The organism is Microbacterium paraoxydans, from assembly GCF_020524545.1.
Taxonomy (GTDB): domain Bacteria; phylum Actinomycetota; class Actinomycetes; order Actinomycetales; family Microbacteriaceae; genus Microbacterium; species Microbacterium paraoxydans_C.
The window spans coordinates 1-22,922 of the sequence record NZ_JAIVLG010000010.1 but is presented as its reverse complement, the minus strand read 5'-3'; the positions used below and the strand labels follow the sequence as shown (position 1 = coordinate 22,922).

Annotated in this window: 19 protein-coding genes and 2 tRNA genes; 16 read left to right on the top strand and 5 right to left on the bottom strand. The window is 67.8% G+C overall.

What is annotated here, in order from left to right:
• Positions 1-2 precede the first annotated feature (2 nt).
• Positions 3-695, top strand: coding sequence for a DUF2520 domain-containing protein (locus LC041_RS16410; RefSeq protein WP_226534169.1), 693 nt, complete (start codon positions 3-5; stop codon positions 693-695).
• 17 nt (positions 696-712) lie between these two features.
• Here LC041_RS16410 and LC041_RS16405 read toward each other — a convergent pair whose 3' ends face one another.
• Positions 713-2,548, bottom strand: a complete 1,836-nt coding sequence (locus LC041_RS16405; RefSeq protein WP_226534168.1) for a DUF2207 domain-containing protein — start codon at positions 2,546-2,548, stop codon at positions 713-715.
• 80 nt (positions 2,549-2,628) lie between these two features.
• Here LC041_RS16405 and lysS point away from each other — a divergent pair, with 80 nt between their 5' ends.
• A complete protein-coding gene (gene lysS / locus LC041_RS16400) occupies positions 2,629-4,161 on the top strand; it encodes a lysine--tRNA ligase (protein ID WP_226534167.1) in 1,533 nt (510 codons plus the stop codon).
• A gap of 17 nt (positions 4,162-4,178) precedes the next feature.
• Here the strand turns inward: lysS and LC041_RS16395 are convergent, their stop codons facing one another.
• Positions 4,179-5,306 (bottom strand): DUF4192 family protein, encoded by a 1,128-nt coding sequence (locus LC041_RS16395; RefSeq protein WP_226534166.1) that lies wholly within the window; start codon positions 5,304-5,306, stop codon positions 4,179-4,181.
• Positions 5,307-5,418: 112 nt separating this feature from the next.
• Here LC041_RS16395 and LC041_RS16390 point away from each other — a divergent pair, with 112 nt between their 5' ends.
• The 3 genes from LC041_RS16390 to LC041_RS16380 all read left to right on the top strand — a co-directional run bounded on the left by LC041_RS16390 (position 5,419) and on the right by LC041_RS16380 (position 7,921).
• Positions 5,419-5,592, top strand: coding sequence for a hypothetical protein (locus LC041_RS16390; RefSeq protein ID WP_165875449.1), 174 nt, complete (start codon positions 5,419-5,421; stop codon positions 5,590-5,592).
• 87 nt (positions 5,593-5,679) lie between these two features.
• Positions 5,680-7,140 (top strand): cardiolipin synthase, encoded by a 1,461-nt coding sequence (gene cls / locus LC041_RS16385; RefSeq protein ID WP_226534165.1) that lies wholly within the window; start codon positions 5,680-5,682, stop codon positions 7,138-7,140.
• Between the two features lie 52 nt (positions 7,141-7,192).
• Positions 7,193-7,921, top strand: coding sequence for a hypothetical protein (locus LC041_RS16380; protein WP_226534164.1), 729 nt, complete (start codon positions 7,193-7,195; stop codon positions 7,919-7,921).
• 14 nt (positions 7,922-7,935) lie between these two features.
• Here the strand turns inward: LC041_RS16380 and LC041_RS16375 are convergent, their stop codons facing one another.
• On the bottom strand, positions 7,936-8,934 hold the full coding sequence (locus tag LC041_RS16375) for a diacylglycerol/lipid kinase family protein (RefSeq protein WP_226534163.1): 999 nt from the start codon (positions 8,932-8,934) through the stop codon (positions 7,936-7,938).
• Positions 8,935-9,052: 118 nt separating this feature from the next.
• Here LC041_RS16375 and serS point away from each other — a divergent pair, with 118 nt between their 5' ends.
• The 9 genes from serS to LC041_RS16330 all read left to right on the top strand — a co-directional run bounded on the left by serS (position 9,053) and on the right by LC041_RS16330 (position 18,824).
• The gene (serS, locus tag LC041_RS16370) at positions 9,053-10,357 is read left to right on the top strand and encodes a serine--tRNA ligase (RefSeq protein WP_226534162.1); all 1,305 of its coding nucleotides are present in this window, start codon (positions 9,053-9,055) and stop codon (positions 10,355-10,357) included.
• Positions 10,354-11,175, top strand: a complete 822-nt coding sequence (locus LC041_RS16365; protein WP_226534161.1) for an HAD family hydrolase — start codon at positions 10,354-10,356, stop codon at positions 11,173-11,175. The genes serS and LC041_RS16365 overlap by 4 nt, the downstream gene beginning before the upstream one ends.
• Positions 11,176-11,218: 43 nt before the next feature.
• Positions 11,219-11,303: transfer RNA gene (locus tag LC041_RS16360), tRNA-Ser, on the top strand.
• Between the two features lie 51 nt (positions 11,304-11,354).
• Positions 11,355-12,593, top strand: coding sequence for an LCP family protein (locus LC041_RS16355; RefSeq protein ID WP_226534160.1), 1,239 nt, complete (start codon positions 11,355-11,357; stop codon positions 12,591-12,593).
• A 62-nt stretch (positions 12,594-12,655) separates the two neighbouring features.
• Positions 12,656-13,660 carry a LacI family DNA-binding transcriptional regulator gene (locus LC041_RS16350; protein ID WP_226534159.1) on the top strand — a complete coding sequence of 335 codons (1,005 nt, stop codon included), beginning with the start codon at positions 12,656-12,658 and terminating at the stop codon, positions 13,658-13,660.
• Between the two features lie 187 nt (positions 13,661-13,847).
• On the top strand, positions 13,848-15,494 hold the full coding sequence (locus LC041_RS16345) for a glycoside hydrolase family 13 protein (RefSeq protein ID WP_226534191.1): 1,647 nt from the start codon (positions 13,848-13,850) through the stop codon (positions 15,492-15,494).
• A gap of 40 nt (positions 15,495-15,534) precedes the next feature.
• Entirely contained in the window at positions 15,535-16,902 is a 1,368-nt protein-coding gene (locus tag LC041_RS16340; RefSeq protein ID WP_226534157.1) for an ABC transporter substrate-binding protein, read from the top strand.
• A 6-nt stretch (positions 16,903-16,908) separates the two neighbouring features.
• Positions 16,909-17,871: a carbohydrate ABC transporter permease gene (locus tag LC041_RS16335; protein WP_226534155.1), complete on the top strand. Its 963-nt coding sequence runs from the start codon at positions 16,909-16,911 to the stop codon at positions 17,869-17,871.
• Entirely contained in the window at positions 17,868-18,824 is a 957-nt protein-coding gene (locus tag LC041_RS16330) for a carbohydrate ABC transporter permease (RefSeq protein ID WP_226534154.1), read from the top strand. The genes LC041_RS16335 and LC041_RS16330 overlap by 4 nt, the downstream gene beginning before the upstream one ends.
• Here the strand turns inward: LC041_RS16330 and LC041_RS16325 are convergent.
• A complete protein-coding gene (locus LC041_RS16325; protein WP_226534153.1) occupies positions 18,814-19,398 on the bottom strand; it encodes a TetR/AcrR family transcriptional regulator in 585 nt (194 codons plus the stop codon). The genes LC041_RS16330 and LC041_RS16325 overlap by 11 nt on opposite strands.
• 93 nt (positions 19,399-19,491) lie before the next feature.
• Here LC041_RS16325 and LC041_RS16320 point away from each other — a divergent pair, with 93 nt between their 5' ends.
• The gene (locus tag LC041_RS16320; protein ID WP_226534152.1) at positions 19,492-21,759 is read left to right on the top strand and encodes a glycoside hydrolase family 3 C-terminal domain-containing protein; all 2,268 of its coding nucleotides are present in this window, start codon (positions 19,492-19,494) and stop codon (positions 21,757-21,759) included.
• An 85-nt stretch (positions 21,760-21,844) separates the two neighbouring features.
• Here the strand turns inward: LC041_RS16320 and LC041_RS16315 are convergent, their stop codons facing one another.
• The gene (locus LC041_RS16315; RefSeq protein WP_226534150.1) at positions 21,845-22,555 is read right to left on the bottom strand and encodes a potassium channel family protein; all 711 of its coding nucleotides are present in this window, start codon (positions 22,553-22,555) and stop codon (positions 21,845-21,847) included.
• 156 nt (positions 22,556-22,711) lie between these two features.
• Here LC041_RS16315 and LC041_RS16310 point away from each other — a divergent pair.
• A tRNA-Ser gene (locus tag LC041_RS16310) sits at positions 22,712-22,800 on the top strand.
• The last annotated feature ends 122 nt before the right edge of the window (positions 22,801-22,922 follow it).

The following is a 22,922-nucleotide window of genomic DNA, read 5'->3' as shown; positions in this document are numbered from 1 at the left end:
CGGTGCCGCGCGACGGACGACTCGGCGTCGGGATCATCGGTGCCGGGCGCGTCGGCCCGGTGATCGGAGCCGCGCTCGGCGGGGCAGGACATGCCGTGATCGGGATCACGAGCGGCTCCGACGATGAACGTGCCTCCGCTGTGCTCCCTGAAGTTCCGGTGCTCGATGCGCTCGAGGTCGTGCGTCGAGCCGAGCTCGTGGTCATCGCGGTTCCCTCGGATCAGCTGCCCTCACTGGTCGCGGGGATCGCTGAGGTCGGCGGCTGGCAGGTCGGACAACTCGTGCTGCACACCGACCCCTCGCACGGCATCGAGGTGTTGCGCCCGGCCGCCGAACGCGGTGCGATCCCCCTCGCCGTGCACCCGGCGATCACTTTCACCGGGACGTCGATCGACCTCCGACAGCTCCAGGCCGCTTTCGCCGCGGTGACGGCGCCCGCGGCAGTGCTGCCCATCGCGCAGGCGCTCGCCGTGGAGATCGGCTGCGAACCGATCGTGATCGCCGTAGCCGACCGTCCCGCATACGCGGACGCGATCGCCACCGCCACGGATTTCTCTCGATCGATCATCGGGCAGTCGACCGCACGGCTGCGCGAGATCGGCGTGGAGAACCCCGGCGGATATCTGTCGGCACTGGTGCAGTCGACGGTCGAGCGCGCCCTTCGCGAGGCCTCGGATCCTCCTCCGCTGATCTGACCCGCTCGCGAACGACGTCAGCGCCCGCCCGAGAAGCCGCCGCCGCCTCCGCCCCCGGAGAACCCGCCGCCGAACGATCCGCCGGCGCTCGATGAGGTGCTCGTCGACGGTGCCGTGTAGGTCGTGGCGGAGCGGGACGAGGCGACGAACGCCGCGAGCTGCATGCGCAGAGCGAAGGACGCCGGGTCGCCCATCCAGGACGCTCCGCGATGCTCGTGCGCATAAGCGCGCTCGAGGACGTCGCCCCACTCGTTCTCCATGCCGAACAGGATCGCGTAGGGGAGGAGCCGTTCGTACACGTGGATGACGTCGGCGGTCCCGTCCGCTCGGCGTTCGGCGCCGCTGTAGGACTGGAGCATGCGCAGGCGGTCAGCCTCGGCGACCCGGATGAACTCCTGCACGCCCTGCAGGTATTCGTAGGTGAGCGCGCCCTCGGGGGTGAGCACGGTGTGCTTGGAAAACGCGTACAGGCTCGACAGGAGGACGAGGAACGCGACGAAGGAGATCACCACGACTCCGGGGATCGCGGACAGGCGGCCGCTCGTCGCAGCCCAGATGCCGAGAGCCAGGCCGATCGCTGCGATGCCGATCGCGGACCATTGCAAGATAACAGCGGCTCGACTGCGGACTCTCTCGGTCAGGCCTCGCGATGCTGCGGCGTTCTTCCCGCTCACCTGCAGGGCAGTCATTCGAGCGGCGAAGGCCTCGTCTGCGGCGGGCAGATCGACCACACCGTCGGCGTCGGCGTCGGCGAAGAGCGTCTCGAGCGTGCCCGCGTCCAGCTCATCGGCCCCGGCCCCCGCCGGCAGGCGCCGCAGCCGAGGTTCCTCCGGCTTCACGCCCTCTTCGATGCGCAGACTGCCGCGAACGGCGAGGTGGACGATCTCGGCGGGGATCACGTCCTTCGCGCCGGGGATGACCGCCCCCGCGAGCAGCGGGGGAAGGGAATCCGGCACGTCGTACTGGGCGATGACGATCCCGGTCGCTCTCCGGCGTCTGCGCGTGAAGCCCGCGACCGCAACCCAGCTGCCGACGGATACGCCGACCGCGCCGACGGCGGCGATCAGTGGGGCGACGTCGCCCGCCGGATCCGGGGTTCGTGCGAGGGGCTGGGCGACCGTGTCCGCTCGGAAGCCGATGGCCACGGTCACCCCGTGGCCGGCGGGGAGCTGCGCGGACTCGACGCGGAACGTCGCGGTGTCGCCGTCGGTGGTCGGGCCGTTCAGGTCGCATTCGTCCCTCGAGCCGGAAGCGCCGGTGTAACAGCGGACGGAGCCGGTGAGCGCCTCCGACATCTCGCCGTCGAACGTGATGTCGGCGCGGAAACGCTCGATGGGCTGTGTGCTGTCGAGGGGGAGCAGGTCCCAGTAGAACTCGTCCACCGGGGGCGTCGACGACCCGTCGGCCGGGCTCGTCGCCAGGATCACGTCGCGCATCTCGTACTCGATCACGTACGTGGTGAGGCCGTGCACGAAGTCGTCGGTGCCGATGCTCACGTAGACGAGGCCGTCTTCCTCGTCGGTCTCGTAGGGGACGACGGCACCGTCATCGTCCGTGACGGAGATGACCCGCGTCTCCGTGCTCGCGCCCTGGTAGGAGGTAGGCAGCCCCCGGACGATGCCACGATTCTGGTCGGTCTCGGGAAAGCGGGGGACGAGTGTCTCGGTCACACGCATCAGCGCACGGCCCTCCTGATCCAGCCCGATCTCGTAGTCGGCATCCCAGGAGGAATACGAGAAGTCGTCCACGTCCGCCTTCGAGACGGCCGACGCCTGCGCGGTGACCGGCGCGGCGACCCCGGCGAGAGCGAGAGAGAGGGCAGCGAACGCGCGGAGGATCCGTGTGTGGGCCATCCTTCGAGGCTACCCAGCCCGTGCCGAGGGAGGGCGCGCCGCCTCGGTAAACTGGGAAGGACTTTCAAGGAGCCCCGCACATGACTGACGCGTCCGCCGCGCCCGAACCGGCCTCGAACGACTTCCCCGCCGAGGAAGACGTCCACGAACAGAAGGCTGTGCGTCTCGCCAAGCGCGAGCGTCTGATCGAGAAGCGCACGGACGCGGGCGGGGGAGCATTCCCCGTGGGTGTCCCGATCACGCACACCATCCCTGCCCTGCGCGCCGAGTACGGCGGCCTCGAAGCCGGCGACGAGACCGGCGTCCTGGTCGGGGTCGCGGGACGTGTGGTCTTCAGCCGGAACACGGGCAAGCTCTGCTTCGCGACGCTGCAGGCCGGCGACGGCACCCGAATCCAGGCGATGATCTCGCTCGCGAACGTCGGCGAGGAGTCGCTGGCGGACTGGAAGGAGTACGTCGACCTCGGCGACCACGTCTTCGTGCACGGCGAAGTGATCTCCAGTCGCCGCGGTGAGCTGTCGATCATGGCCGACGGGTGGGAGATCGCATCCAAGGCGATCCTGCCGCTCCCCAACGCCTACTCCGAACTCAGTGAGGAGGGCCGCGTACGCAGCCGCTACCTCGACCTCATCGTGCGCGAACAGGCACGTACCACGGTGCGTGCGCGTGCGGCCGTGAACGCGAGTCTGCGCGCCACCTTCACGAGCCACGACTACCTCGAGGTCGAGACCCCGATGCTGCAGGTGCAGCATGGAGGGGCCTCCGCACGCCCGTTCGTCACCCACTCGAACGCCTTCGACACGGAGCTGTACCTGCGGATCGCGCCGGAGCTGTACCTGAAGCGCGCGGTCGTCGGGGGTATCGAGCGGGTCTACGAGATCAACCGCAACTTCCGAAATGAAGGGGCGGACTCCACGCACAGCCCCGAGTTCGCGATGCTCGAGGCCTATCAGGCGTACGGCGACTACAACCAGATGGCCGCGCTCACGCAGGAACTGGTGCAGAACGCGGCGATCGCCGTCGCCGGCTCGACCATCGTGACCTGGGCCGACGGCACCGAGTACGACCTCGGCGGCGAGTGGGACCGCATCTCGATGTACGAGTCGCTCTCTGCAGCATCGGGGCGCACGGTCACTCCGCAGGACTCCGTCGAGGACCTCATCGCCTTCGCTGAGCAGAGCGGCGTCGACCTTCCCCCGCAGGCCACCCACGGCAAGCTCGTGGAAGAGCTGTGGGAGCACTTCGTGAAGGGCGACCTGGTGCGCCCCACGTTCGTGATGGACTTCCCGGTCGACACCTCGCCCCTCGTGCGGGAACACCGTTCGACCGCCGGCGTCGTGGAGAAGTGGGATCTGTACATCCGCGGCTTCGAGCTGGCGACCGGATACTCCGAGCTCGTCGACCCGGTGATCCAGCGCGAGCGTTTCGTCGAGCAGGCGAAACTCGCCGCACGTGGCGACGTCGAGGCGATGCCCGTCGACGAGGAGTTCCTGAGGGCGCTCGAGCACGGAATGCCGCCATCCGGCGGGATGGGCATGGGGATCGACCGCCTGCTGATGGCGATCACCGGCCTGGGGATCCGCGAGACGATCCTCTTCCCGTTGGTGAAGTAGTCCGCGCGGCCCGGCATTCATTCCGCCGAGCCGCGACGGAACGCCCATTCCGGCAAGAGGGCGCTGCCGATCATGGTCTGCAGCAACGCTGCGAGGGAGTAGTCGGGATCGATCTCCCGCACCAGGTCGAGGTAGTGACCCGCATGCGTGGCGCGTCCGAGGGCCCAGGACAACCAGGCCGCCGCCGTCAGCGGTGCCGGTCGCGAGGCCCGCGGTGCCCGTGCGGCTGCAGCTCGGACGACCGCGAGGGCGACACGAAGCCGTTCCGGGTCCGGAGCGGGTCCCTGCCCCAGGAACACCCGCCCCAATTCGTCCGGGACCATCTCGCCGGTGATCGCGAACGCCCCCTGGGCGCTGTGGGCGCGCCTTCCGCCTGCGAGGTCGGTGGCCCACTGGGCGATCGCGACATCTCGCAGAAGCGGTCGTTCGAGACACCACAACAGGGTCGCCGTCGCGAAAGGCGGGAGCGTGTCGGGAGCCGCGAGCACCGATTCGAAGAGCGCCGGGACGTCGTCCAGCAGCACGAGCGCGGCGATCAGCCGTGGATTCTCGCGGCCGGTCACGCGTGTGCCCCGTCTCGCCTCCTCCTGATCGAGAAGTGCCGACAACTCGCCCAGCGCTCTCGCGACTCTCTCCTTCTCCGCGAGGTCGACCAGGGGGAGCTCCACGCCGGACGACTGATCGCCCGAGACATCGCCCATCGAGGGCATGCCTGCGGGAGGGGCGATCTCCGAGAGAGGGCAGAGGCGGGGGGCCCGGTCGAGATAGCTCGACCATCCCGAGGGCGTGACGCACAGCGCGTCGATCACTCGGAGGCCGGCATCCTCCGCGGATCCCAGCACTTCGTCGACGGCCACGGCGTGCGGCAGCACGAGGCCATCGCGCGTGGATTGTGACTCCTGGTCGGTATACACCACGAGTGCCACGGCGTCGGTGCCGGTGACGCGGGACGCCAGGCCGACCGCGGCATCGGCATACTGCTCGAGATCACTCCCGTCGTGGGGGAGGTCGAGCCGCATGGCGCCGTCGGTGCGTGCGCCCCGGAAAGGGAGCAGGACGAGGCTCTGCCGAGGTGTGAAGCCGGCGAGAGCGGGGACGAGGCCGAGGAACGCGGCGGAATCGGTGGCACGAAGAACAGTTGTCATGCCGAGAGTGTCGCGGAGCGGCGGACGGTGCAGGGCGGAGGGAGCAGGTTGTGGACGCGAATCCTGAAAGAGCGGGAATGTGCACGAACAGTGGCTCGCGTACCATGGGGTGATGGACAACTTCTGGCTCGCCGCGGCATGGTCCCTCCTGCCGACCGTCGGAGTGAGCATCGTGTTCGTCTTCGTGCTCCGCGGCATCCTTCGCTTCGACCGCAAGGAGCGCAAGGTCCATGCGCAGATCGAGGCCGAAGAGCGCGCGGCGCGCGGCCTCCCTCCGCGCGTCTGAGTCCCACCCATCCGCTACTGTGAAGCCAGCGCACCGGGTCCGGTGCGCGCGTCCGAGGTGACCGTCACCACGGTGTGAGGGGACACGATGACCGCGGAGACCTGGGGCTGGTGGATAGCCGCCTTTCTCGTGGCCCTCGACATCGTCATCCGCGTGACGGCGATCATCGTCATCCCGCGCAATCGCCGACCGACGGCCGCGATGGCCTGGCTCCTCGCGGTGTTCTTCATCCCGTTCGTCGGTGTCTTCCTGTTTCTCATGATCGGCAATCCGCGGCTCCCCCGGGCGCGACGTCGCAAGCAGGAGCAGATCAACGAGTACATCGCCGAGACGAGCGAACACCTGCACTTCGGAACCCTGCGTCCGAACGCACCGTCCTGGTTCGGTCCGATCGTGCAGATGAACCAGCGACTGGGAGCTCTGCCGCTCTCGGGCGACAATGGCGCCCATCTGATCTCGGACTATCAGGAGTCGCTCGACGAGATGGCCGAGGCCATCCGCACCGCGCAGGAGTATGTGCACGTCGAGTTCTACATCCTGCAGTCGGATGTGTCGACGGACAACTTCTTCCGAGCACTCGAAGAAGTCGCGGCACGCGGCGTCGAGGTGAGAGTCCTGCTCGACCACTGGGCCAACCGCGGCAAACCCCGGTACAAGCAGACCATCGCACGCCTCGACGCCATGGGCGCCGATTGGCACTTGATGCTGCCCGTGCAGCCGCTCAAGGGCAAGATGCAGCGCCCCGACCTGCGCAACCACCGCAAGCTCCTCGTCGTCGACGGCAACATCGCGTTCCTGGGGTCGCAGAACATCACGGACTCGACCTACAACCTGCCGAAGAACATCAAACGCGGACTGCACTGGGTCGATCTGATGGTGCGCCTGGACGGCCCCGTCGTGCTCAGCGTCAACGCCATCTTCCTCAGCGACTGGTACAGCGAGACCGATGTCGTCCTCTCGGAGATCGACATCTCGCATGCGAACATCGGCTCGGGCGACCTCGACTGCCAGGTCGTTCCGTCGGGGCCCGGCTTCGAAGTGGAGAACAATCTCCGCCTCTTCCTCGCGTTGCTGTACGCGGCCAAGCAGAAGATCATGATCGTCAGCCCGTACTTCGTGCCCGACGAGGCGCTGCTGCTCGCGGTCACCGCTGCGGTGGACCGCGGCGTCCACGTGGAGCTCTTCGTGTCGGAGGAGGGCGATCAGGCGATGGTCTACCACGCTCAGCGCAGCTACTACGAGGCGCTGCTGCGGGCGGGCGTCCGGATCTGGATGTATCGCAAGCCGTACATCCTGCACACCAAGACGCTTACGATCGACGAAGAGGTCGCGGTGATCGGTTCGAGCAACATGGATATGCGTTCCTTCGGCCTGAACCTCGAAGTCTCGATGCTGGTGCGCGGTGAGGAGTTCGTCGCGGAGATGCGAGAGGTCGAAGACAAGTACCGCTCACTCAGCCGTGAGCTGACGCTCGAGGAGTGGATGCAGCAGCCGCTGCGGTCCACCGTGCTCGACAACCTGGCACGTCTCACCTCCGCGCTGCAATAGCAGAAGCTGCCTCGCGCTTTTCGGGTCCCGCGGGGCGGGATACCCTGTGTCCATGACCTCCGTGCTTCGTCCCCTCGCATCCGTCGTCGGTGTCTTCGCCGCAGCGCTCCTGGTCGCAGGATGCACCACCGCACCGGGCTCGGACACTCCGACGAGTTCGCCCGCTCCGAGTGCCGGGAACGTCGATGACCAGAACGACATGGAGGGCGCCCTGCTCGATGACGGTCGCATGTTCGCCGTGGTCACCTGGGGGTCGTCGACCTGCGTGCCGCAGGTGGATCAGGTCACCGGCGAAGGTCAGGTCGTGACCGTGACCCTCGCGGATCCGGCCGCGGAGGCGGAGAAGCCGTGCACGGCCGATCTCGCACCGCGAGCGAGTCTCGGCGCGCTGCCGGAGGGCGTGGACCCGACGAAGGACATCACCCTGAACGTCACCTACGGCGACTTCACCGATGACATCGACCTGGACGGCGACCCCGCTGCCACGGGCACACCGGGAGCCGCGACCGAGTACCTGCCGTCCGCCGGCTGGTTCGACGACGGTGCTCTCGTGCTGCTCACGTGGGGTTCGTCGAGCTGTCCTCCGGTCGTCGAGTCCCTCGAGGGCTCCGGCGCCGCCGGCACCGCGACGTTCGTCACCGATGACGAACAGGCCTGCACGATGGACATGGCACCGCGGGCGACGATGCTGGCGTTCGGCGACGACACCGTCGAAGACGACGGCGCCTTCACGCTGACGTTGGTCGGCGGCGGTCTCGACGGAACAGTCGAGGTTCGTTGAGGCGCGGCCTCGCCTCAGAGCATGTGCACCGGGTGGCCGGAGGGAAGCGCGAGCAGGAGTGCCCCGGGGTCGGCCCAGCAGGTGATCCGAACGGCCTCGCCGAATTCATCCCCGTCGAGTTCGATCGGGATCGGCCCGGGAGCTGCGGCCTCGGCTGCGCGCCCGTGGAAGTAGTGCACCGAGGCGTTCTTGCCGCGACGTTCGAGCACGCGACGCCCTGCACGGAAGCGTCGCAGCACGGAGTTGTCCCACCAGATCTTGCGCCAGACGGCGAACCATCCGAGGACGCCCGTGGGTTTGATCACGGCGATGTCGAGTGAGGCGTCGGTGATCGATCCATCGGGGATCAGCGCGATGCCGGCGGGAAGCGTCCCGCAGTTCGCGAAGAGCAGACTGTAGGCACGGTGCGAGTGCAGGCGGCCGTCGTCGACCTGGTACACCGCGCGGAAGGGTTTCGCTCGCGGCAGTGACCGCGCGGCGCCGTCGACATAGGCGATCCATCCGACCGACTTCTTCAGGTTCGAGCGCGTGTTCGCGATCATGTCTGCATCGAGCCCCATGCCTGCGAGCACGACGAACGCGTGTTCCTGCTCTTCGCCGTCGGCTCGCGTCAGGCGTGCCCAACCGATGTCTATCGCATGTCGGAAGTCGCCGAGAGCCGCTCGGATCATCTCCCTCGGGTCGGCGAGCGGAAGTCCCAGATTGCGGGCGAGGAGGTTCCCGGTGCCGCTGGGCAGGATCGCCAACGGGACTCCGGTGTTCGCGATGGCCTCGGACACGGCGCGCACCGTGCCGTCCCCGCCCGCCACCAGGATGACGTCGACCCCGCGTTCGAGGGCCTGCGCCGTGGCCTGCTGCCCGGCATCCTCCACCGTCGTCGGGTAGAAGGCGGGGTGCTCCCACCCCGCTTCGCGCGACAAGTCCCGCACGGCTTCGCGGAGGTGCTTCCCGTCGACCTTGATCGGGTTGTAGATGAGCGCCGCCTGTCGTCGATCGGGGGCAGGCGTGGTCATGGCGCTACTCTAATCCGCGATGCCCCGTCTCGCGGACTGCGCGAACTGCGCGGACCGCGCGGACGGCGCTGACCCACCGGGCCGTAGGGCGGTGTCGACGGCACCGTAGACTTGGAAGATGATCGACCTCGCACTCCTCCGCGATGATCCGGAGACCGTCCGCCGTTCGCAGGCTGCTCGCGGAAACGACCAGAGCACCGTCGACGTCGCACTCGAGGCCGACCGATCGCGGAGGGCGGCGCTTTCTGCGTTCGAAGAGCTTCGCGCGGAGCAGAACGCCTTCGGCAAGCAGGTCGCCAGGGCTCCGAAGGAAGAGAAGGCAGCGCTCGTCGCGCAGGCCAAGGACTTGGCGGAGCGCGTCAAGCAGGCCCAGCACGTGGCGAACGACGCGGCCGAGGCGGCATCCGCCGCGCTCGCCCGGATCGAGAACGTCGTGATCGACGGGGTGCCTGCCGGTGGCGAAGCCGACTTCCTCGAGCTGCGCCGGGTCGGGGACGTCCCCGCCTTCGATTTCGAGCCGCGCGACCACCTGGAACTCGGCGAGCTCCTCGGAGCCATCGACATGGAGCGCGGGGCGAAGGTCTCCGGCGCGCGGTTCTACTTCCTGCGAGGGATCGGCGCGCGCCTCGAGATCGCGCTCATGAACCTCGCGCTCGACAAGGCGCTGCAGAACGGCTTCGTGCCGCTGATCACACCGACGCTCGTGCGTCCTGAGATCATGCAGGGGACCGGCTTCCTCGGCGAGCACGCCGACGAGGTCTATCACCTCGACAAGGACGACGACCTCTACCTGGTCGGCACCAGCGAGGTCGCGCTCGCCGGCTACCACAAGGACGAGATCGTCGACCTCGCCGACGGTGCTCTCCGCTACGCGGGTTGGTCGACCTGCTACCGGCGCGAGGCGGGATCCCACGGCAAGGACACCCGCGGCATCATCCGCGTGCACCAGTTCAACAAGCTCGAGATGTTCGTCTACACGACCGCGGAAGACGCCGAGGCCGAGCATCTTCGCCTCGTCGCGCTGCAGGAGGAGATGCTGACCTCGCTCGGACTCGCCTATCGGGTGATCGATGTCGCGGCGGGAGACCTCGGATCGAGCGCCGCGCGCAAGTACGACATCGAAGCCTGGGTCCCGACCCAGGGGGCGTTCCGCGAGTTGACGTCGACGTCGAACTGCACCACGTTCCAGGCCCGTCGCCTCGATGTGCGGCACCGCCCGGCGTCCGACACGGCGGAGGGCACCGCGAAGACGCAGCACGTCGCCACTCTGAACGGCACGCTGGCCACCACCCGCTGGATCGTCGCGCTGCTCGAGACGCATCAGCAGGCCGACGGCTCGGTGCGCGTACCCGAGGTGCTGCGCCCGTACCTCGGCGGTCTCGACGTGATCCGGCCGCTCGACGAGGGGCGGGCAGCTCGGTGACGGAGTCCTGGCTCGTCGGCCTCGACGTCGACGGAACGATCCTGCTGCAGGACGAGACGATGAGTCCGGGAGTTCCCGAAGCGATCGCGCGTGTTCGCGACGCCGGCCATGTGGTCACCATCGCGACCGGGCGCAGCTGGATGGCGACACGGCGCTATGTCGAGGAGCTGGGTCTGACTGCCGACTACGTCGTGTGCTCCAACGGTGCGGTCACGATGCGCCGTGACGGAGACGACTGGGAGCGCTGGAGCGTCGAGACCTTCGACCCGACCCCGGTCCTCGGGCTGCTGCGCGATCGTCTGCCCGACGCCCGGTACATGGTCGAACTCGCCTCGGGGCAGCGGCTCTACACCGAGCAGCTCGACGACTGGACGCTCGACGGCGGTCGCCAGGTCGACTTCGAGGAACTCGGTCGGCTTCCCGTGTCACGCATCGTGGTCGTCTCGCCGGGGCATGATGAGGACGACTTCCACCGGCTCGTCTCGGACGCCGGTCTCAATGAGGTCTCCTACGCGATCGGCTGGACGGCCTGGCTGGACATCGCCCCGCAGGGCGTCGACAAGGGAACGGCGCTCGAGCAGGTGCGCACCGAGCTGGGACTCGACGGCGGTCGCATCCTCGTCGCGGGCGACGGCCGTAACGACATCGGGATGTTCGGCTGGGCACGCGCTCTCGATGGACGCGCCGTGGCGATGGGGCAGGCCCCCGCGGAAGTGAAGGATGCCGCGAGCGAGGTCACCGCAGATGTGCAGGACGGCGGCTTGGCGCAGGCGCTCGACACGCTTCCAGCACCCGCCCAGGTCAGCGCAGGAGAATAGAACTCGGCTAGACTCACGCCTTGTCGACAGATGCGTCTGTCGAGGAGGGTTGTCCGAGCGGCCGATGGAGCTGGTCTTGAAAACCAGTGGGCAGAAATGTCTCGTGGGTTCGAATCCCACACCCTCCGCATGCTGAGCACGGTGGCCCCCTCACCGGCGCTGAATCCGAAAGGCCCCGAGTGAGCGAGAACCACCGACGCCGCCGCACGGTCGCGCGACACGGTCAGCTGGCGACCCCCGGACCACTCAACCAGCTGCTGAAGCTCATCGCCGTGGGCCTGGCCGTGGTCCTCGTCAGCGGGTTCGGCGTCGCGGCGTACATCGCGTACGACTTCTCGAGCACGGTCGCAGCGAACGCCGTCGACCTGGAGGGGCAGGAGGCGGTCCCGCCGGACATCGGGGAGTATGAGGACGGGTTCAACCTCGTCCTCACCGGCGTCGACACCTGCGAGGAGAAGTACGCGGATCTGTTCGGCGAACGGTGCACCGGAAGCGACGCCGGGGGCACTCTCAACGACGTGAATCTCCTGGTGCACGTCTCTCAGGAGCCACGTCGTATCACCGTCGTGAGCTTCCCCCGGGATCTGATGATCCCGATCCCGGAGTGCGTGGACGAAGACGGCAACGTCCGCTCGGCGATGAGCAAGCAGCCGCTCAACACCGCGTACACCGACGGCGGTCTCAACTGCGTCGTCAAGACGATCTCGGAGCTGACGGATCAAGAGGTCCAGTTCGCCGCCTCGGTCACCTTCGGCGGAGTCATCGAGATCACCAATGCCATCGGCGGCGTGGACGTGTGTCTCGCCAATCCGATCAAGGACCGCTACACCGGGCTCGACATGGCTGCGGGCACCCATACCGTCGAGGGTCTGCAGGCCCTGCAGTTCCTGCGGACGCGCCACGGCGTGGGTGACGGAAGCGACCTCGGGCGCATCGGCAACCAGCAGCAGTACATGTCGAGTCTCGCTCGCAAGATGATCAGCGGTGAAGTGCTCGGCAACGTCCCGGTCATGCTGAAGCTCGCCAACACGGCGCTCAGCAACCTGGAGGCCAGCACTTCGCTGGCGAACAACCCGATGACGCTCGTGCAGATCGCCCTCGCGGTGAAGTCGGTGCCGTTCGAGGACATCGTCTTCGTGCAGTATCCGACCGGTGCGGACTACGCAGACCCGAACAAGGTCGTCCCGAACCAGGAGGCCGCAGCGGCACTCTGGGATGCGATCGAGGCGAACGCACAGCTGCAGATCACTCACCAGAACACCAGCAACGACGGTGTGATCGTCCAGGAGCCGACGGAGCCCGACACGCAGGCCACACCGGACCCCACGACGACCCCGGACAACGTGGTGGCCCTTCCCGACTCGATCAAGGGAAACTCCGCTGCTCAGGAGACCTGCTCCAACGGCAACGTCCGCTGAGTCGCTCCCGCCCCGCGTAATTCGCTTGCGCGTTTTTGCAAGGACTTGCGTAAGCTGACTCCATGTCGAAGCGACTCGCTGAGGTGGCGCGCAAGGTCGGGGTGAGTGAAGCCACGGTCAGCCGTGTGCTCAATGACAAGCCGGGGGTGTCCGATGCCACGAGGCAGGCGGTGCTCACGGCCCTCGACGTTCTCGGTTACGAGCGGCCGACGAAGCTTCGAGGCGAGCGAGCCCGCCTGGTGGGCCTGGTGCTCCCCGAGCTGCAGAACCCCATCTTCCCGGCCTTCGCAGAGATCGTCGGAGGCGCGCTCACGCAGAACGGCTACACGCCTCTGCTGTGCACGCAGAACGCCGGCGGCGTGACGGAGTCGGACTACGTCGATCTGCTTCTCGCGCAGCAGGTCTCCGGAGTGATCTTCCTCGGCGGCAACTACACGCAGGCGGAAGCCGCGCACGAGCACTACGAGCGGCTGCGTCAGGTGAACCTGCCGACGGTTCTCGTGAACGCCCGTGTGCCCGAGCTGCAGTTCGCCACGGTGTCCACCGACGACGCGGCGGCGGCCGAGCAGGCAGTGCTCCACGTGCATCAGCTCGGGCATCGACGCATCGGGCTGCTTCTGGGGCCGGACGACCATGTCCCGTCGCAGCGCAAGCTCGCGTCCGCGCGTCGCCTGCTCGAGCAGCTGGGCGAGCCGCTCGCCGACGACCTCGTGGTTCGTGGCATGTACTCGCTCGAATCCGGGCAGGCGGGGGCGACGCGCCTCTTCGCCGCGGGAGCCACGGCCATCGTCTGCGCGAGCGACCCGATGGCGCTCGGCGCGGTGCGCGCCGCCCGGCGCGCAGGCCTCTCCGTGCCCGGTGACGTGAGCATCGTCGGCTTCGACGACTCCGCGCTCATGAGCTGCACCGAGCCTCCGCTGACCACGGTGCGGCAGCCGATCGAGTCGATGGGTCGCGCCGTGATCGCGTTGCTGCTCGCCCAGATCGCCGGAACCTCGCGGCCGAGCGATGAACTGCTGTTCGAGCCCGAGCTGGTGCTGCGGTCCTCCACGGGGCCGATGGCCTGAGCGAAGGCCCGTCGGCCCCGAGTCGGGCGCCTTTGCGCGCCCGCAAGGCATCGCAAATTTCCAACATTTTGTTTAGTTCTTGCGTCAAGCGCGCGGAAAAGCTACATTCGACTCATCGCCACCGACGACGAGGAGTTCCGTGGACACTGAAGTTCTGCGTAGCGCGGCACCCGCCCGTGCCCTGACGATGCCCGCGGGCGACGGCTGGTGGCGCACGGCCGTCATCTACCAGGTGTACGTGCGCAGCTTCGCGGACGGCAACGGGGACGGCATCGGCGATCTCGACGGCGTGCGCTCCCGCCTCGGCTACCTCAAGAGCCTCGGCGTCGATGCGCTCTGGTTCACGCCGTGGTACCAGAGCCCGCTCGCCGACGGCGGCTACGACGTGCAGGACTACCGGCGGATCGACCCGCGGTTCGGCACCCTCGAAGAGGCCGAGCAGCTCATCGCGGAGGCGCTGGAGTTCGGTATCCGCACGATCGTGGACATCGTGCCGAACCACATCTCGGACCAGCACGAGTGGTTCCGGAAGGCGCTGGCCGCGGGGCCGGGCAGTGCCGAGCGAGAGCGATTCTGGTTCCACCCCGGTCGTGGCGTCGACGGCTCCGAGATCCCCACCAACTGGGTCTCCAGCTTCCAGGGCGAGACGTGGACGCGCACGCGGAATCCCGACGGGACGCCTGGTGAGTGGTACCTGCATCTGTTCACCTCCGAGCAGCCTGACCTCAACTGGAACCACGCCGACGTGCGCCGCGAGCACGAGGACGTGCTGCGCTTCTGGTTCGACCGCGGCGTCGCGGGGGTCCGCATCGACTCCGCCGCCCTCCCGGTGAAGGATCCGGCGCTGCCCGACCTCCCCGCCGGTACCCCCGCCACCGGGGGGCACCCTCACATCGATCGCGACGAGCTGCATGACATCTACCGAGACTGGCGCGCCGTCGCCGATGAGTACGACGGCGAACGGGTGCTCGTCGGCGAGGTCTGGCTCGACGATCCAGAGCGATTCGCCCGCTACCTGCGGCCGGGGGAGATGCACACCGCCTTCAACTTCGGATTCATGACGCAGCCGTGGAGCGCACGGGCGATGCGCGACTCCATCACGCGCACGCTCGCCGAGCACGAGCCTGTCGGAGCCCCCGCCACCTGGGTGCTCTCCAACCACGACGTGACGCGTCCGGCGACACGCTACGGACAGGCGGACTCCTCGTTCGCCTTCGAACGCAAGCGGCTCGGAACCGCCACCGATGTGGGGCGAGGATCGCGCCGCGCACGTGCAGCGGCACTGCTCGTGGCCGCCCTCCCGGGGAGCCTCTACATCTACCAGGGCGACGAGCTCGGACTCCCCGAGGTCGAGCTTCCGCTCGACGTGATCGAGGATCCGATGCACTTCCGCTCCGGCGGCGTCGACCCCGGGCGGGATGGTTGTCGCGTGCCGTTGCCATGGGCGGGGGAGTCGAGTCCGTACGGGTTCGGCGGAGCGCCCTGGCTCCCGCAGCCTGCCGATTGGGCGCGGCTCACGGTCGAGGCGCAAGACGCCGACCCCGACTCGACGCTGAACCTCTACCGCGCGGCGATCGCGCTGCGCCGGCGCATCGACGACTTCGCCGGAAGCGACCTCGAGTGGCTCGAGCTCGGTGCCGACGTCCTTGCGTTCCGTCGCGGCGACGGCACGGTCAGTGTCACCAACCTCGGCCCGGTACCGATCCCGCTGCCCGCGCACCACGAGGTGCTCCTCGCCAGCACGCTCCTCGACGGCAGCGCGCTGCCGCCCGACTCCACCGCCTGGCTCGCGCTCCGAGCCGTTCCCGGGCGCTCCTCGCGAGCGCAGAAGTGACCCCGCACCACCCGATCCGCACCACATGGAAGGACCGACAATGAAGTCACCGATGAAAGCCCTGGTCACCGGCGTCGCCGTGCTCGCGACGGTCGGCGCGCTCGCCGGCTGCACGTCGAGCGGCGACGACGGCGCCGACGGCAAGACCGAGCTGCGCGTCGCCACGTTCCCCCCGGGAGCAGACGCCGCAGCCTATGAAGCTTTTGCCGCGCAGGAGAAGCAATTCGAGAAGGAGCATCCCGACATCGACATCATCGGTGTCGAGTACGAGTGGGAGGGGCCGACCTTCGCCGTGCAGCTCGCCGGCGGGAGCCTGCCCGATGTGTTCACCGTGCCGTTCACCGACTCCAAGACACTGCTCGAGAACGGGCAGCTGATGGACGTGACCGACGCGATCGAGGAGCTCGGCTACACCGACAAGTTCAACCCGATCATCCTCGACGGGGTCACCGGTTCCGACGGGAAGATCTACGGGTTCCCCCGCCAGGCCTACGCGGCAGCGCTGCACTACAACCGTGATCTGTTCGAGGCTGCCGGGCTCGACCCGGACGACCCGCCACAGACGTGGGACGAGATCCGCACGGCCGCGAAGGCGATCACGGACGCGACGGGCAAGGCCGGCTACGCGCAGATGGCGATCAACAATACGGGCGGCTGGCAGCTCACCTCGCAGACGGTGGCTCGCGGCGGTCGCACCCAGACGGACAACGGCGACGGCACCGCGGAGTCGACCATCGACAACGAGGCCACCAAGGCCGCGCTCCAGTTCCTCCACGACGTCAAGTGGGAGGATGACGCCTTCGGATCGAAGGTCGATCTGGACTGGGGCACGATCAACCAGGAGTTCGCGGCCGGCAACATCGGCATGTACACCTCCGGCTCTGACATCTACACCGCCCTCGTGCGCGACTTCGGCATGGATTCGTCGATCTACGGCATGACGGTCGTGCCGATGGAGGGGGACGATCCCGGCACGCTCGGCGGCGGTGACATCGCGGTGATCAGCCCCACGGTCGACGACGCGACGAAGGCCGCCGCGGTGACCTGGATCGACTGGTACTACATGCAGAAGCTGATGGACGAGGACGCCGCCGTGCTCGATGCCAAGACCCTGAACGAGTCGGGCCAGGCCGTGGGCACTCCTCTGCTTCCGGTGCTGAGTCGAGAGCTGTACGACGAGTCGCAGGAGTGGATCGCCGACTACATCAACGTCCCGGTCGAGCAGATGGCGCCGTTCAGCGACCGCATCTGGGACCAGACACCGGTGGGCGAGCCCAAGGTGAAGACCCAGGAGGTGTACGCGCTCCTCGACAGCGTCGTCCAGAAGGTGCTCACCGAGCAGAACGCCGACATCGACGCTCTGCTCGCCCAGGCGCAGGCCGACGCGCAGGCGAAGCTCGACGAGTAGCGCTTCATGACGATGACGCTCTCCGAGCAGCGGGCGGCGGAGGACTCTCCGCCGCCCGCTGTGCGCTCCTCCCGCCGTCGCTCCCCGCTCACGTGGTTCCGCGGCGGCGGGCTCGCGAACCTCCTGTTCGTGCTCCCGATGCTGTTCGTGTTCGTGTTCTTCTCCTGGTCGCCGATCGTGCAGTCGGTGATCATGAGCCTGCAGAAGACGAACCTGATCGTCTCGGAGTGGGTCGGGTTCGACAACTACCTGGCTGTGATCGGTGACCCCGAACTCGGACGTGCGGTGATCAACACGCTGTGGTTCGCCGTGCTCGCCCTGCTCTTCGGGTTCCCGCTCCCGCTGCTGATGGCCGTGCTGATGAGCGAGGTGCGCCGCGGCAAGGGGATCTATTCGGCCCTCGCGTATCTGCCGGTCGTGATCCCGCCGGTCGTGGCCGTGCTGTTGTGGAAGTTCTTCTACAGCGCCGACCCTTCCGGCGTGTTCAACACCGTGCTCGGATTCGTCGGCATCCCCGCGCAGCCGTGGATCCAGGACGCCGTGCAGGCGATGCCCTCGCTCGTGCTGGAAGCCACCTGGGCCGGGGCCGGTGGGTCGATCATCATCTACCTCGCCGCGCTCCTGGGCGTGCCGCCTGAGCTCTACGACGCCGCAGAGGTGGACGGCGCCGGAATCTGGAAGAAGGTCTGGCACGTCACGCTGCCACAGCTGCGGGGCATCCTGTTCATCATGCTGATCCTGCAGATCATCGCGACTGCGCAGGTGTTCCTCGAACCGTTCCTGTTCACCGGCGGTGGCCCTGCCGGTGCGACCAAGACCGTGCTGCTCTACATCTACGACAAAGCCTTCCGCAACAGTCTGGGCGGCGACTACGGCGAGGCGACGGCCGTCTCGGTTCTGCTCGCGATCGTCCTCGCCCTGCTCTCCTGGCTGTACTTCAAGCTGACCGACCGTTGGAGCACGACATGAGCCTCACCGCCCGCATCACCCGCTTCTCTACGCGTGCGGCGGAGAAGGCCGCGGAGAAGGCCGCAGACAGCCTCGGGGATCGCACGGTCATCTCGGAATCGGAGCGTCGGCGGCCCGGTATCCGGGTCGGCATGTCGGTGACCCACGTCTTCCTCGCCGTCGGCCTGGTGGTCGCCGGACTCGGGCCGATCCTGTGGTTGGCGAAATCGGCCGTCACACCGACACAGGACACGCTGCAGCAGCCGTTCGCGCTGTGGCCGAACGGGATCGATTGGGACAACCTGTCGACCGCGTGGAACGACATCCACATCGACCAGTACTTCTTCAACACGGTGGTCATCGCGCTCGGAGCCTGGTTCGTCCAGCTGCTCATCGCGACGACCGGAGGTTATGCGCTCTCGGTGCTGAGGCCGCGGTACGCACCGATCCTGAACGCCCTGGTACTGGCGACGCTGTTCATCCCCGGCATCGTGCTGCTCGTCCCGCTGTACTTGACGATCGTCCATCCACCGGTGCCGGGCGATGTGAGCCTTCTCAACAACTATCTCGCGGTCTGGTTGCCCATGGGCGCGAACGCGTTCAACATCCTGCTGGTGAAGCGGTTCTTCGACAGTCTGCCCCGCGAGGTTTTCGAGGCCGCCCGGACCGACGGCGCCGGTCCGTTCCGGCTGTTCTGGTCGATCGTGCTCCCCATGTCGAAGCCGATCCTCGGAGTGGTCTCCGTGTTCGCGATCATCGCGGCCTGGAAGGACTATCTGTGGCCGATGCTGGTGCTGCCCGATCCGTCCGTGCAGCCGCTGTCGGTCCGTCTTCCGGCGGTCCAGTCGCAGACGGAGCTCGACGTGTTCCTGGCGGCCCTCGCGATCGCGACGCTGATCCCGATCGCGATGTTCCTGATCTTCCAGTCGGTGTTCCTGCGCTCCGCCGGTCTCGGTGGCGCGGTCAAGGGTTAGGAGTGGATGCCGGCGGGTGGAGGACGTCGAGCACGGCCGACATGATGCCGGGCATGTCGACGGTGGGGTCGACCATCCACTGCAGCTGAAGACCGTCGGAGACTGCTTGGATCACGCGCGCGAGCGTGTTGGGGTCGAGTTCGGGGTGCGCATCCGAGGTGCCGAGGTTCCCCGAGAGCGAAGTGCGCAGACGTTCGCTGCGGTCGAGGAAGTAGCGGTGCGCGGGATGCTCGGGATCGGCCGCGTCCACGGCCAGCCGGGAGAACAGGGCCACGAGCCCAGGGACCTCGGTGTTGTGGCGGATCACGTCGATGAACGCCGTCTTGGCCTCGATGTCGCTGAGGCCGGACGGATCGAGGCCGTCGTGCTCGTCGCGCTTGCGGAGCACCTCGGTGAAGAGTTCCTCCTTCGAGCCGAAGTAGTGCAGCAGCGCAGCGGGGGTCACGCCGACCACTTCGGCGATCTCCTTGAGGGAGGCATTCTGATACCCCTTGCGCCCGATCACGTCGAGGGCGCTTTCGAGGATCTCCTCGCGTCGCGCAACACCTTTCGCGTATGAACCTCGTCGAGCCATGCCCACGAGCGTAATCCTGAATGCCGTTTGAAATCTAATACTGAATGACATAAGGTTTTCGCAAGACATCGCCGTCGCCGCGAAAGGAACACCATGACCGAGATCTCGGCATCCGCCCTCACCCTCGAGGAGAAGGCATCGCTCACCAGCGGTGCGGACTTCTGGACCACGAAAGCCGTCGATCGGGTCGGCCTTCCCTCGGTGATGATGACCGACGGTCCTCACGGTCTCCGCAAGCAGGCGGGCAGCACCGACCACCTCGGCCTCGCCAGCAGCGTTCCGGCCACGTGCTTCCCGCCCGCCGTCGGCATCGGCTCGTCCTTCGACCCCGAGCTCATCGAGCGCGTCGGTGCGGCCATCGGTGTGGAGGCTGCGATCGAGGACGTGGCCGTCGTGCTCGGCCCTGGCATCAACATCAAGCGCTCGCCGCTGTGCGGGCGCAACTTCGAGTACTTCTCGGAGGACCCGATCGTCTCCGGCATCCTCGGGGCCGCCTCGGTCCGAGGCATCCAGTCGCAGGGGGTCGGTGCCTCGCTCAAGCACTTCGCGGCGAACAACCAGGAGTTCGATCGGATGCGGGTGAGTTCCGACGTCGACCCCCGGCCGCTTCGCGAGATCTACCTGCGTGGGTTCGAGCGTGTCGTGAAGGATGCGTCGCCCTGGACCGTCATGTGCTCGTACAACAGGCTCAACGGAGTGTGGACCTCGGAGGACCCCTGGCTGCTCACGAGCGTGCTCCGCGACGACTGGGGCTTCGAGGGCCTCGTCGTCTCGGACTGGGGCGCCGTCAACGATCGTGTCCTCGGTGTCGCGGCCGGCCTCGACCTGGAGATGCCTGCCTCCGGCGGGCGCACGGACGCACAGCTCGTCGCCGCGGTACGCGCCGGAACCCTCGACGAGAGCGTGCTCGACATCGCGGCCGACCGTGCGATCGACCTCGTGCGCAAGGCGGGCGCGCGTCCGGATGCTGCGGGCCCCCTCGACGTCGACGCACACCACGCGCTCGCCCGTGCGGCCGCCGGACGGTCGATCGTGCTGTTGAAGAACGACGATGCGCTGCTGCCTCTGCGGAAGGATCAGAAGGTCGCCGTGATCGGTGCCTTCGCGAGCGAACCCCGTTTCCAGGGGGCCGGTTCCTCGCTGATCAATCCCACCCGCGTCGACAAGGCGCTGGACGAGATGCGGGCTCTCGGCGGCGAGCAGGTCGCCTACGCGCCCGGTTTCGCGGTCGAGGGCGGGGCCATCGCGGAGGAAGGACGTTCGGCTGACGAGCTCCGTGCCGAGGCCGTCGACGCGGCGCGCTCCGCTGACATCGCCGTGCTCTTCCTCGGCCTCCCGGCTGCGGAGGAGTCGGAGGGCTTCGACCGCGATCACATGGACCTGCCCGCGGCGCAGCTCGCGGTGCTCGATGCCGTCCTCGATGTGAACCCCCGCGTGGTGGTGGTGCTGTCCAACGGTGGCGTGGTGGCTCTTCCCTTCGCAGACCGTGTGCCCGCCATCGTCGAGAGCTGGCTGCTGGGGCAGGCTGGGGGCGGCGCTGTGGCTGACATGCTCTACGGCGTCGTCAATCCCTCCGGCAAGCTCACCGAGACAGTGCCCCTGCGGCTGGAGGACAACCCTTCCTACGGCAACTTCCCGGGCGAGTTCGGGCATGTGCGCTACGGCGAGGGTCTCCTCGTCGGATACCGCTGGTATGACGCGAAGGGCCTCGACGTGACCTTCCCGTTCGGTCACGGCCTCTCCTACACGACGTTCGAGTACGGTCCCGCTACGGCCGAGGTGGGCGCGGACGGCGACATCATCGTCAGGGTCGAGATCACCAACTCCGGCGACCGCGAAGGTCGTGAGATCGTGCAGGTCTATGTCGCCCCCACGCAGTCGGCGGTGCAGCGGGCGCCGCGTGAGCTCAAGGCGTTCGCGTCCGTCGCCCTCGGTGCAGGGGAAGCCCGTGTGGCCGAGCTCACCGTCCGGCGCGAGGACCTGGCGTACTGGGACGTGCGCGTGGACGGCTGGATCGTCGAGGGCGGCAGTTACGCGATCGACGTCGCTGCGTCGAGCCGTGACCTTCGCTCCACCGTCTCGGTCGAGATCGCGGGCGATCCGGTGCGTCAGGAGCTGACCATGAACTCCTCGGTCGGCGATCTGATGTCCCACCCGGTCGCAGGGCCGATCGTGCAGCAGGCCCTCGGCGGCCTGATGGGCGGGGGCGATGCGGCCGCCGCATCGATGATGCCGAACGACGACGCCATGCAGAAGATGATGGCATCGTTCCCGATCGGGCGTCTCGCCGGCTTCCCCGGGCTGCCGGTCACGTTCGAGCAGATCGAGCAGCTGGTGACCGAGGCGAACGCAGCGGAGTGAACATCGGGGGCGGGCCCCACGGCGATGCGACCGCTTCGATGCGCGCTCGAATTCGTCCCGCGTCGTTCGGGCCGCCCCGGACCGTTCAGGCCGGTGCGGGTGCGTCCCGTTTCGCGCTCGCGCCGCGAATGATCCTCGCGACCGCGGTGATGAGGAAGAACTGGCCAGTGATCCCCTCGGCGATCGCAAGACCCTGGCCGCCTGCGCCGACGGGAACGAGGTTGCCGTAGCCGGTCGTGGTGAGGGCGGTGAAGGAGAAGAAGAGCTGATTGCCGAGCGAGTCGGGCGTTTCTGTGCCGAACATCAGGGTCGGAGAGATCTGCGAGATCAGGTTGTACACGAAGGCGAAGAACATCCCGACGAGGATGTAGGCGGTGACGGCTGCGAGCAGAGCCTCCAGATTGAGCCCGCGTCGGGTGACCTGGTGAGCGATGATGACCGCGGGGGCGACCAGCAGCGCGATCATCGAGGCGGCCGAGAGCGGGATCGCGAGCATCGGCCCGTCGACGCCGAGCAGCGTGGCGATGACGGCGGCCGCGCCCGCGACGGAGAGCACCACCCAGGAGATGCGCTGGACCAGGAGCTGTGCACGCGTCACGGCGAACACGATCGCCACCGTCGCCAGCATCGCGAGGAAGGCCCACGGGCTCGGGTCGGTGTGGGGCTGCGCCGCGCACAGGCCGTAAGAGAGGATCAGCAGACCGAGGACGACCGCATAGCCCAGCGCGCGGCCGTCTCTCGTGCGGCCGCTGCCGTCGGTGATGCGCTCCGCGTTCGCGTCCACTGTCTGGGGCATGACGACTCCACTCCGATGCGGTGGACGCCGAAGTCCACCCTGTGCCGCCAGTATCCCAGCGCATCGCCCAGGCGGGCGGTATGGGCGCCGGTTCGTGACAGCTCCGCATTCTGGTTATGATGGTGAGGTGCATCCGTGCTTTCGGGTCGGATGCCTGGAGACGTCGCATAGTCCGGCCGAGTGCACCACCCTGCTAAGGTGGAGTCCCCTCACGGGGACCAGGGGTTCAAATCCCCTCGTCTCCGCACTGTGATGTCTCAGGACATCGTGAACGACTGAACCCCCGGTTTCCGGGGGTTCAGTCGTTTTTGCGTTGGTAGTTCTTGGTGGGGTTGAGGGTGTATTCGGCGAGTAGTTCGCCGGTGTC

Bases quoted from the DNA above. Each gene is read 5' to 3' on its own strand.
- LC041_RS16405 (WP_226534168.1), bottom strand. From the start codon at position 2,548: ATGGCCCACACACGGATCCTCCGCGCGTTCGCTGCCCTCTCTCTCGCT.
- lysS (WP_226534167.1), top strand. From the start codon at position 2,629: ATGACTGACGCGTCCGCCGCGCCCGAACCGGCCTCGAACGACTTCCCC.
- LC041_RS16395 (WP_226534166.1), bottom strand. From the start codon at position 5,306: ATGACAACTGTTCTTCGTGCCACCGATTCCGCCGCGTTCCTCGGCCTC.
- LC041_RS16390 (WP_165875449.1), top strand. From the start codon at position 5,419: ATGGACAACTTCTGGCTCGCCGCGGCATGGTCCCTCCTGCCGACCGTC.
- cls (WP_226534165.1), top strand. From the start codon at position 5,680: ATGACCGCGGAGACCTGGGGCTGGTGGATAGCCGCCTTTCTCGTGGCC.
- LC041_RS16380 (WP_226534164.1), top strand. From the start codon at position 7,193: ATGACCTCCGTGCTTCGTCCCCTCGCATCCGTCGTCGGTGTCTTCGCC.
- LC041_RS16375 (WP_226534163.1), bottom strand. From the start codon at position 8,934: ATGACCACGCCTGCCCCCGATCGACGACAGGCGGCGCTCATCTACAAC.
- serS (WP_226534162.1), top strand. From the start codon at position 9,053: ATGATCGACCTCGCACTCCTCCGCGATGATCCGGAGACCGTCCGCCGT.
- LC041_RS16350 (WP_226534159.1), top strand. From the start codon at position 12,656: ATGTCGAAGCGACTCGCTGAGGTGGCGCGCAAGGTCGGGGTGAGTGAA.
- LC041_RS16345 (WP_226534191.1), top strand. From the start codon at position 13,848: ATGCCCGCGGGCGACGGCTGGTGGCGCACGGCCGTCATCTACCAGGTG.
- LC041_RS16340 (WP_226534157.1), top strand. From the start codon at position 15,535: ATGAAGTCACCGATGAAAGCCCTGGTCACCGGCGTCGCCGTGCTCGCG.
- LC041_RS16335 (WP_226534155.1), top strand. From the start codon at position 16,909: ATGACGATGACGCTCTCCGAGCAGCGGGCGGCGGAGGACTCTCCGCCG.
- LC041_RS16330 (WP_226534154.1), top strand. From the start codon at position 17,868: ATGAGCCTCACCGCCCGCATCACCCGCTTCTCTACGCGTGCGGCGGAG.
- LC041_RS16325 (WP_226534153.1), bottom strand. From the start codon at position 19,398: ATGGCTCGACGAGGTTCATACGCGAAAGGTGTTGCGCGACGCGAGGAG.
- LC041_RS16320 (WP_226534152.1), top strand. From the start codon at position 19,492: ATGACCGAGATCTCGGCATCCGCCCTCACCCTCGAGGAGAAGGCATCG.
- LC041_RS16315 (WP_226534150.1), bottom strand. From the start codon at position 22,555: ATGCCCCAGACAGTGGACGCGAACGCGGAGCGCATCACCGACGGCAGC.